The following is a 9,717-nucleotide window of genomic DNA, read 5'->3' as shown; positions in this document are numbered from 1 at the left end:
CAGTATCGGGGCGACCCTCCGCCTTGCGATCGCACGCACCAGACGCCGCGGGGCCGCCCTTCGGGCGAACGACGGGAGTTTGACGACAGGTCCTAACGCTTCCGTCCGCGGATCACCACGGTGTCCGGGCCGAGCTGCACCGGCTCGGCGGGCTCGATGCCCGCCTCGTCGAACCACTGCTCGTACTCCTTCGGCGTGTAGACCATGCCCTCGCCGGAGGCGATCGTGTGGAAGTACGCGGAGAGGTAGGCCGAGCGCTCCGGGCCGGTCTCGTCGTCGTACTGGTAGGGGGTCACCACGAAGACGCCGCCGCCGGAAGGAAGCGCGCGGGACGCCTTCGCCAGCAGCGCGCGGATGCGGTCGGCGGACCAGATCTCGAGGAAGTGCGCGAAGAACACCGCGTCATGGCCGACGGGGAACTCGTCGTGGAAGGCGTCGAGGCTGACCGCGCGTACCCGGTGGCCCAGACCCTGTGCGGCGATCCGGTCGTTCGCCTGGGGGGCGATCGACGGCAGGTCGCCGATCGTGATCTCCAGATCGGGCCAGGCCCGCGCCAGATGCACCGCGTTCGTCGCGGCGCCGCCGCCGACATCGAGGAGGTGCCGGTACTCCGACAGGTCCAGCTCGGTGGCGACGTCCTCGGCGACGAGCTGGGTCACCGCGCTCATCATGGTGTGGAAGGTGGACTCCAGCTCCGGGTTCTCCGCCAGCCGGCCGTAGAGCGTGGGGGCGGTGCCGGGGATCTCGCGCTGCAGACCGATGTTGGAGTTCTCTTTCAGCGACTCGTAGAACCAGCTGATGGCACGGTAGATGCCGTGCGTCTCCCAGGGGATGTAGGTGGCCGGCACCTGGTCGGGGTGCTCCCCGAGCGGCTGGGTGAGCGGGGTGTTGTGGTAGCCGTCGCCCTCCTTGCGTACCAGGCCCGTGGCGGTACAGCCCAGCAGCAGGATGCGAGCCGGCTGCTCTTCGAGGCCCAGCCGTTCGGCTATGCCGGTGAGGGTCGTCCCCGGCTCCTTCTCCAGTATGTCGAAGAGTCCGAACCGGAAGGCGGCGCTGAGGAACTGGAAGTGATAGTGCGCCTTGTAGTGCGGACGAAGCGCTACCTCGTCCGGTTTCTTCAGCTCTGTCATTCGCAGTGCTCCTGGGGTGGGTAACGGGCCACCTCCGTCGCCCGGCCGTGAAAGGGAGGCAGCGGGCGAAGAGGTGGCGTGCCCGTCGGACATCGAAAACAGGAATCGTCAAGCGGAATTGCAAGCGGACGGTCACGGACACCTGCACGGCACGCCTCGGCGCGGCCCGGGAAAGGGCCCGCGGAGAGAAACGGCCAACGGAGCCTTATGGGCCGTGCGGGCGATCCGGCATTCCGTTGTGCGCGACTCCCATTGGCCCACTGACGCCAGCCTATTCCGTCGATGCCGGCCGTCGAAGCGGTGCTGACTTCTGTAGGGAATTCCCCAACGGCCGTCGGTGGGAGTGTGTCTCCCGCCCCGCCAGCGGCCTCGGTGACAGATACCTCAGCGGGACACCCGAATCCGCGATTCCAGCATGTCCGCCGCCCGGGTCACCCCGCCGGCCGCCTCCGTCAGCTCGCGTACGCGGCGCAGCTGGGTCCGGGTGGCCTCGTCGGCGATCAGGTGCTGCAGGGTGGTGAGGATCTGCTCCTCGGTGGCCTCCTGGGGGTCGAGCAGCACACCGAGCCCCAGTTCCGCCGCGCGTCCACAGGTGACCTGGTGCTCCGGCAGGTGCGGGGCCATGACCATCGGGGTGCCGGTGTGCACGGCGCCCATGAGGCTGCCCAGGCCGCCGGAGGTGACGAAGACATCGGCGTGTTCCAGGACGGCGACCTGGGGTATCCACGGATGCACCTCGACGTTGGACGGAACGGTGCCCAGGGTCGTGGTGTCGAAGCCGTTGCCGACCGTGAGGACGGCGCGCCAGGGCTGGCCGCTGAGCGCACGCACACAGGTGCGGAAGAACTCCGTCTGCGCCTGGGACATGGTTCCCATGGAGATCACGACCAGGGGGGTGTCGTCCTGCGGGGTGTCCCAGGTGGCGGTGAGGTCCTCGCTGAGGAAGCACGGCCCGACGAAGGCGGTCTCGTCCCCGAACGTCTCCTGGGCGGTCTGGAACACCCGGGGTGCGTAGACCACACTCTCCACGGGCCGGTGCCAGCCCAGCAGTTCCTCGGTGGGCACGGAGAGCCCCTGCTCCCCGGCGAACTCCCCGGCGCGGCGGAAGAGTTCGGGGATCGCCGGGTGGTCCTCGGGCACGCCGATCATGGCGAACATGGTGTCGAGGTCCGAGTAGTGGGCGTTGGACGCCATGCTGGGGACGGACTGTACCGCGGGGCGGTTCCAGAGTGCGCCCAGTGTCCGGCCCGCGAAGGCCAGGGACGTGTCATGGAAGACGAGATCGGGCGGACCGTCCGTGAAGTGCTCCTCGGCCGCCCGGATCAGCGCCTCGCTCTCGTACTGGACCATGACCAGTGACCAGGCCATCTGGTCAGGGGGGAGATCGACGCTCTGCCCGGCGACGAACGCCTCGGCCAGCGGCGAGGCGTACGGCACCACGTTCGCCCCGGTCCGCCGGACGGCCAGGGTGAATCCGTCCGGCGTGAAGAAGCTGACGCGGTGACCGCGGCGCACCAGCTCCTCGGTGACCGCCAGGGCAGGACGTATATGCCCGTGAGCGGGAATGCAGAGAACGGCAATATGGCTGGACACGGCGACGGTTCTCCTCTTGGGTGCAGGACCGTAGGGAACTCCGGCTGAGCACGGGCGGCCCGGCAGGCTCCGCTCCCCGGATTCGGGTTTCCCTGCGAGGGTGCGGGGACCTGAATCCGGTGTCAACGACGGTGCCGAATGACTAGTTGATTCATGGGATTCCGCAAACGGTCACACGGCACCGGAGATCACAGACGAGACGGAGGCACACCAAAAGGCGGAGGAATCACGCCGTCCGGGGCTCATGGCACCCGGACGGCGTGATTCCTCCGCCCTGCACTTTCCGCCCTCTCGCGAGGGGGTGGATGGATCAGGCCTCGGTCCAGTTGTGCGCCTGGACCAGTTCCATGACGCGCCTGCGTACCTGAACGAGCTGCGCCGCGGTGAGCGAGGGAGCGGCGTCGAGCAGCGCCTCGGTCAGTTCGTTCCGGAATTCGGCGTGGGACAGGACATCGCACATCAGGTCGTCGTCGGACTCCGCGCTCCCCATCCGCTCCGGCCCGCCGCCCACCGGCCCCTGCCGGCGCGCCGAAGCCGGGCGCGCGGGCCCCAGCAGCCTGACATCGCTGGCCTTGAGCCCGCGCTCCCCCGCCTCGGTGGTGTACTCGACCCGCAGCCCGCTGTCGAACAGGTGCTTGTCGTCCCTCAAGTCATTGACATGGACGAACACGTCCTCGCCGCCGGAATCGGGGGCGATGAAACCGTATCCGCGCACCTCGTCAAAACGCACCACTGTACCTGTAGCCACCACAGCGTTCCCTCACCTCTGCCACTGCACAACTTCACCAACACACACCGCCCCGGAGCCCGGGCACCGGGGCAACACCCGCCGCTCGGGCGGTCGTTCACCAGCCTGTCACACGGCCCACGAAGGCGGACTCAGTACGGTCACCACGCTCGCCGTGCACTGCCATCCGGGCGCCTGGGAAAACAGCAGGACATTATCACCCGCACCCACCTCACCCGTGCGGACCAGATGCTCCAGCGAAATGAAGACATCGGCCCCTCCCACGTGCCCGACCGACCTGCCGAAGTCGAAACTCGACCGCTCCATGGGGAGGCCGAGCGGCATCATGGTCCCGTACTCCAGCATCCGCCCGTCCATATTGATCATGACGACCTTGGCGAGGTCGGAGGCGTTGAGATCCGCGTCCACCAGGGACTGGTGAATGACGTCGATGTTGAAGAGCGTGATCTTCTCCAGGGCCTCGGACAGCGGCATCTCGGTGTCGTTGAACTGCTGGGCCCGCTCGGGCATGCTCGGCGTCTCACCGGGATTCCCCTCCAGCAGCGACCCGTTGCCGCGGTGCCACCTCTCAAGTGGGCTCAGGACGCCGGAACTCAGCGAACGGACCCGGGCGAACCCCTCGTCGGCGCTGAGCAGCACCGCCATGCCGCCGTCGGAGAAGAAGTGCGACTGGCCGAAGCCGTCGTTCCAGCGGTCGGCTCCCGGCTTGGTGAAGTTCTCGCCCGAGGTCAGCAGTACCGCCTCGGCCTCCGCGGCGCCCGTCATCTGCCCGATGGCCACCTCCAGGGCCCCCAGCATGCCGTTGCACCCCTGCCGGAGGTACTGCGCGGGGACCTTCCCGATGCCGAGCTCACGCATGATGTAGCCCGGCGGATAACACCCCTCGGGCCCCTGGTAGTTGACCGCGCTGTGAATGAGTCCGTCGATGTCGTCGACGTCCAGCTTCGAGCGCTCCAGGGCGGACCGGGAGGCGCTGACCGCCATGTCCATCGCCGGGATGTCCCCCGCGGCATGGGTGCCGGTCAGTCCGTTGGTCTTGGGGATCTCCGGGTCCAGGATGCCGTCGGCGACCGCCTGCTCCACGCTCAGCCATTCCGGGAGGAACACTCCCAGGGAGTCGATGTAGACGTCATCCACCTTCACGAACAATCTCCTCATTCCGTGTGGAGCCGAGGCCGGTCAGCATCCGAGCAGTTCTTTCTTCAGGTGCTGCACCAGCGCTTGCGGGCCGGCGAAGTCGAACACCACCGCAGGGGGCAGGGTGAGCTGAGTGGCCGCGTTCAGCGCGTTGCGGACCGTCAGGGCCGTCAGCGAGTCGAAGCCGAGATCCTGGAACGCCTGCTCCGGCCCGATCGCCTCGGCGGAGACCTGGCCCAGGCCGGCGGCAACGTGCCGGCGTATCAGTGCCAGGAGCGTCTCGTCCCGCTCGGCATCGGTCATCGCGGCGAGGCGGTGCCGCAGCGCGGACGCCTCCGCCGGCGCGTCCTGCGCCGACGGCCGGGCAGGCTCCCACACCAGTGCGCGCAGCAGCGGCGGGAGGCCGGCGGACGCGGCGCGGGCACGGAGTTCGGCGCTGTCCAGCCGTGCCGCGACCACCTGGCTCTCGTCCAGGCCGCACACCGCGTCGAAGAGTTCCAGGCCCTCGGCCATGGAGAGCGGCTGAACCGGCAGCCGGGCGGTACCCGGCGCCAGGACGTCCCGGCCGGCCCACAGACCCCAGGCGATGGACTGCGCCGCGGCTCCCTGCGCGCGGCGGTTCTGGGCGAGGGCGTCCAGGAAGACGTTGGCCGCGGCGTAGTTGCCCTGGCCGGCGCCGCCCAGGGCGCCCGCGACGGACGAGAAGAGCACGAACGCCGACAGGTCCAGGTCCTTGGTCGCCTCGTGCAGGACGAGTGCGGCATCCACCTTGGGCCGCAGCACCGTCGCCAGCCGGCCGGGCGTCAGGGACAGCACGATCCCGTTGTCGGTGACGCCTGCCATGTGCACCACGGCGGAGAGCGGACGGTCGGCGGGCAGCGTCGCCAGCAGCGCGTCCACCGCGCCGCGGTCGGCCACGTCACACGCCGCGAGGGTCACCTGGGCGCCCAGCGCGGTCAGCTCGGCGCACAGCTCCGTGGCGCCCGGGGCGTCGGGGCCCCGGCGGCTGGTCACCAGCAGGTCGCGCACGCCGTGCTCGGTGATCAGGTGGCGGGCGACGGCGGCGCCCAGCAGGCCGGTGCCACCCGTGAGGAGGACGGTGCCGGGCGGACCGTCGCACAGCGGCGTGCGCCCGGCCGGGGCGGCGCACCGAACCAGCCGCGGCACCCGCAACGCGCCCTTGCGCAGCGCGAGTTGGGGCTCATCGGACCGGGCGACGGTGAGCAGGGTACGCCAGGCGGCTTTGCTCGCGTCGGTGTCGACGAGGCCGAAGCGGCCGGGCGCCTCGGTCTGCGCCGAGCCGACCAGGCCCCACACGGCGGCGGCGCCCAGGTCCCGTGCGCCGGCCGGGTCCCAGGCGGCCACCGCGCCGCGGGTGAGGACGAGCAGGGTGGAGGCGGTGAAGGCCGGGGTCCGCAGCCACTCCTGGGCCCAGGACAGCGCCTGCCGGGTCATCCGGTGGACGGCCTCCGCGGCACCGGCGCCATCGGGGGCCGCGCTCGCGGTGTCCGTCCCGGCGGTGACCACCACGACGTCCGGTACGGACGCGCCACCGTCGACCTCCTTGGCCAGGGCTTCCAGCGACGGGTACCGCTCGGCGTACTGTCCGGCCTTCATCAGCCCGGACCGCGCCCGGAGCGGGTCGTCGCCCACGACGGCCCACGACTGGGGTACGTCCTTTGCGACCGACGCGCTCGGCACCTCGGTCCACTCCACCCGGAACAGGCTGTCCTGCTGGGCCGCGCCGGCACCCCTGAGCGCGGGGGCGGACACCGCCCGCGGTTCGAGGTGCTCGACGGTGAGCACCGGCCGGCCGGTGGCGTCGGCGGCGACGACGGTGTACTCCCCCGACGCCGCCCGGGTGATCCGCACGCGCAGGACCGCCGCACCCGCGCTGTGCAGGCACACCCCACGCCACCGGCCCGGCTGCCGCGCCGCTCGTCCGTCGTCGCCCTCCGCCCACAGCGGGTGCAGCGCCGCGTCCAGCAGGGCGGGGTGGAGGCCGAACGCGGCGGCGTCCGCGCGCTGTTCGTCGGGCAGGCCGATCTCGGCGAAGAGATCGTCGCCGCGCCGCCACACCGCGCGTACTCCCTGGAAGGGGGGTCCGTACAGCTGGTCGGCGGCGGCCAGTGCGGGGTACAGCTCGGTGGTCTCCACCGCGGTGGCCTCGGCCGGGGGCCACACGTCGAGGCGCCAGGACGGGGCGGGACCGCTCGCGGCGAGAGTCCCGGTGGCGTGGCGGGTCCACGGCCGTCCGGTGCCCCCGTCGTCGCGTCGCGCGTGGACGGTGACCGGCCGGCGGCCCGTCTCGTCCGGTGAACCGACCATGACCCGGAGCTGCACGGCGCCCTGCTCGGGCAGGATCAGCGGCGCCTCCGGGGCGAGCGCTGCCAGCAGGCCGCAGCCCACCTCGTCGCCCGCGCGGACCGCCAGCTCGACCAGCGCCGAGCCCGGAACGACGGTGCTGCCCGCCACCCGGTGGTGGGTCAGCCAGTCGTGGGTCCGTGCCGACAGACGCCCGGTGAACAGCACCGCCCCGGAGTCAGGGATCTCCACGGCCGCGCCCAGCAGGGGGTGTTCGGTGGCTGCCGCCCCCACGGCGTCGGCCGCGAGCGGAGCCTCCCGTACGTCGCCGGAGACCGGCCCGGCCAGGAGGGTGTCCGCCCTGGCGCCGACGGTCCGCACACCCGCCAGGCAGATGCTGTGGGACAGCCCGTGGAACAGCGGCAGGGGCCAGAGCGCCCGGTCGTCGGGGGCCGAGGGGCCCAGGACCGGCGCGGTGCCCGCCGCCGTCGACCACAGGCAGGTGCGCTGGGTCGCCGGCGCGCCCTCGGGCCGCCCGGTGGTCCCCGAGGTGTAGAGCAGCCACGCCGGCTCGTCCAGGCCGAGGCCGTCGCGTGCCGGTGTGACGGGGTCGGTGGCGGCCAGGGTCTCGTACCGCTCGGTGCCGTCGGGCGCGGCGCCCTGCCCGGTGACCACGACGGTGCACCCCGGGCGCTGCGGCAGTACGCGGAGCACCTGGTCGACCAGGTGCGATGCGGTGATCAGCACGGCGGCGCCGCTGTCGTCGAGCAGGTGGGCCAGTTCCTCGTCCGTCAGGTGCGGCGTGAGCGGCACGCCGACGGCCGCGGCCCGGAGGACCGCCAGCGAGCCCTCCCGCATGTCGACGCCGTCGTCCAGATAGAGGGCGGCGCGGTCCCCACGGCCCAGCCCCAGGTCCGCCAGCTGGCCGGCCAGCCGCGCGGTGCGCTGCTCCAGCGCACCGTAGGTCACCCTGCGGCGGGCGTCGGAGAAGGCGATCTCGTCGGCGCTTCGGCCGGCGTGCCGGACGAGCAACTCGTCCAGCGGCCGCATCAGTTCAGTGCGCATCGTGGCACTCACTCTCAGGCGCTCCCAACAGGTTCGGGAATGGGGTTCCGGCATCGGGGAGACACGGGCCGACCGGGCACCCCGGCACACTCCCGCCCGCTCCTCCGACGCCCGGCACAGCTCGCGGCCCGGTGGAACGTCATCGCGTCCGCCGGGCGGAGGCATGCGCCGCCGGCACCCGGGCGCGAGCCACGCTGCCCCTGTCCGGCATCAGTATGGGCAGTCCGATGGTGGGAGATTCCCTAGACGATGGCATGGTTCGTGCACGGTGCTCAGCCGGTGTTTCCGGGCGGGGGCGGTGGGTCACGGCCCCGGCTCTATGGCAATTCCTAGACTTCACCGGCCGACCTGGCTCCATGCCGGAACGCCGTGCTGGAGTGAACTTCCCCGATCAGCCGACCGGATGCGCAACACCGGTGTGCCGCGTGGCAAGTCGTCGGCCAGTCCGCGCCACGCGCACCGCGGATCGCACCCCGCGGCAGCGCGACGGAACATCGGGCAGGACACTCACAGGAGGCGGCATCCGATGGGGTACATCAAGAGTGACATTCTGGAGCTGGTACGCAAGTACCACCAGGAGGACGTCACATCCGGATTCGTGCCAGGGGTGACGCCGGTGGCGGCTTCGGGCGCGGTCCTCGACGAGGACGACCGGGTGGCCCTGGTCGCGGCGGCCCTGGACCTGCGGATCGCGGCCGGGACCAGTTCCCGCAGGTTCGAGCGCGCGCTCGCCAAGTACTTCGGGCTGCGGAAGGCGCATCTGACCAACTCCGGCTCGTCGGCCAACCTGCTGGCGCTCAGTGCGCTGACCTCGCCCCAGCTGGAGGATCTGCGGCTGGTGCCGGGCGACGAGGTGGTCACGGTGGCCGCCGGTTTCCCCACGACGGTGAACCCGATCATTCAGAACGGTCTGGTGCCGGTCTTCGTCGACGTCGAACTCGGCACGTACAACACCTCCCCGGAACGCATCGAGGAGGCCATCGGCCCGCGCACCCGCGCGATCATGATCGCCCACGCGCTCGGCAACCCGTTCGCCGTCGAGGAGGTCGCGAAGATCGCCAACGACCGGGGGATGTTCCTCATCGAGGACAACTGCGACGCGATGGGCAGTACGTACCGCGGCAGGCTGACGGGGACCTTCGGGGACCTGGCGACGGAGAGCTTCTATCCGGCCCACCACATCACCATGGGCGAGGGCGGGTGCGTGGTGACGGACAACATGGTGCTGGCCCGGATCGTGGAGTCACTGCGGGACTGGGGCCGCGACTGCTGGTGTGAGCCCGGTGAGGACAATCGCTGCTTCAAGCGCTTCGAGCAGCAGATGGGCGCCCTGCCGCACGGCTACGACCACAAGTACATCTTCTCGCACGTCGGGTACAACCTGAAGTCGACCGACCTGCAGGCCGCGCTCGGGCTCACCCAGTTCGGGAGGATCGGCGAGTTCGGTGCCGCCCGGCAGCACAACTGGGCCCGGCTGCGCGCCGGGCTGGACGGCCTGCCGCATCTGCTGCTTCCCGAGCCCACGCCGGACAGTGATCCGAGCTGGTTCGGTTTTGTGATCACCGTCCGGGACGGCGCGCCCTTCTCGACCGCCGAACTGATCGACCACCTGGAGTCCCGGGGGGGGGGGGCCGCCCCCGCGGGGGGGGGGCCCCCCCCCCCCCCACCCCCCCCCCCCCCCCCCCCCCGGGGTCGGAGCGGGGTGGCTGGGAGGGGAACACACCAAACACCACTCCCACC

At 71.2% G+C, this 9,717-nt stretch carries 6 protein-coding genes; 1 reads left to right on the top strand and 5 read right to left on the bottom strand.

Annotated elements, in window-relative coordinates:
* Positions 1-92 precede the first annotated feature (92 nt).
* The 5 genes from ACWC9R_RS36385 to ACWC9R_RS36365 form a co-directional block, all read right to left on the bottom strand.
* Complete coding sequence (locus ACWC9R_RS36385; RefSeq protein WP_450738094.1) at positions 93-1,130, bottom strand: methyltransferase; 1,038 nt, start codon at positions 1,128-1,130, stop codon at positions 93-95.
* Positions 1,131-1,514: 384 nt separating this feature from the next.
* Positions 1,515-2,723, bottom strand: a complete 1,209-nt coding sequence (locus ACWC9R_RS36380; protein ID WP_450738092.1) for a macrolide family glycosyltransferase — start codon at positions 2,721-2,723, stop codon at positions 1,515-1,517.
* A gap of 310 nt (positions 2,724-3,033) precedes the next feature.
* Positions 3,034-3,474: a cold-shock protein gene (locus tag ACWC9R_RS36375; protein ID WP_450738090.1), complete on the bottom strand. Its 441-nt coding sequence runs from the start codon at positions 3,472-3,474 to the stop codon at positions 3,034-3,036.
* A gap of 105 nt (positions 3,475-3,579) precedes the next feature.
* The gene (locus ACWC9R_RS36370) at positions 3,580-4,614 is read right to left on the bottom strand and encodes a ketoacyl-ACP synthase III family protein (RefSeq protein WP_450738089.1); all 1,035 of its coding nucleotides are present in this window, start codon (positions 4,612-4,614) and stop codon (positions 3,580-3,582) included.
* A 36-nt stretch (positions 4,615-4,650) separates the two neighbouring features.
* Complete coding sequence (locus ACWC9R_RS36365) at positions 4,651-7,977, bottom strand: SDR family NAD(P)-dependent oxidoreductase (protein WP_450738087.1); 3,327 nt, start codon at positions 7,975-7,977, stop codon at positions 4,651-4,653.
* A 526-nt stretch (positions 7,978-8,503) separates the two neighbouring features.
* Between ACWC9R_RS36365 and rfbH the strand changes: the two genes are divergently transcribed.
* A partial coding sequence (gene rfbH, locus ACWC9R_RS36360; RefSeq protein WP_450738085.1) for a lipopolysaccharide biosynthesis protein RfbH occupies positions 8,504-9,717 on the top strand: 1,214 nt, incomplete at its 3' end.

Source organism: Streptomyces sp. NPDC001219 (assembly GCF_053597915.1).
Note: the sequence above shows the minus strand (reverse complement) of the source record. Positions and strands in the feature narration are given on the sequence as shown.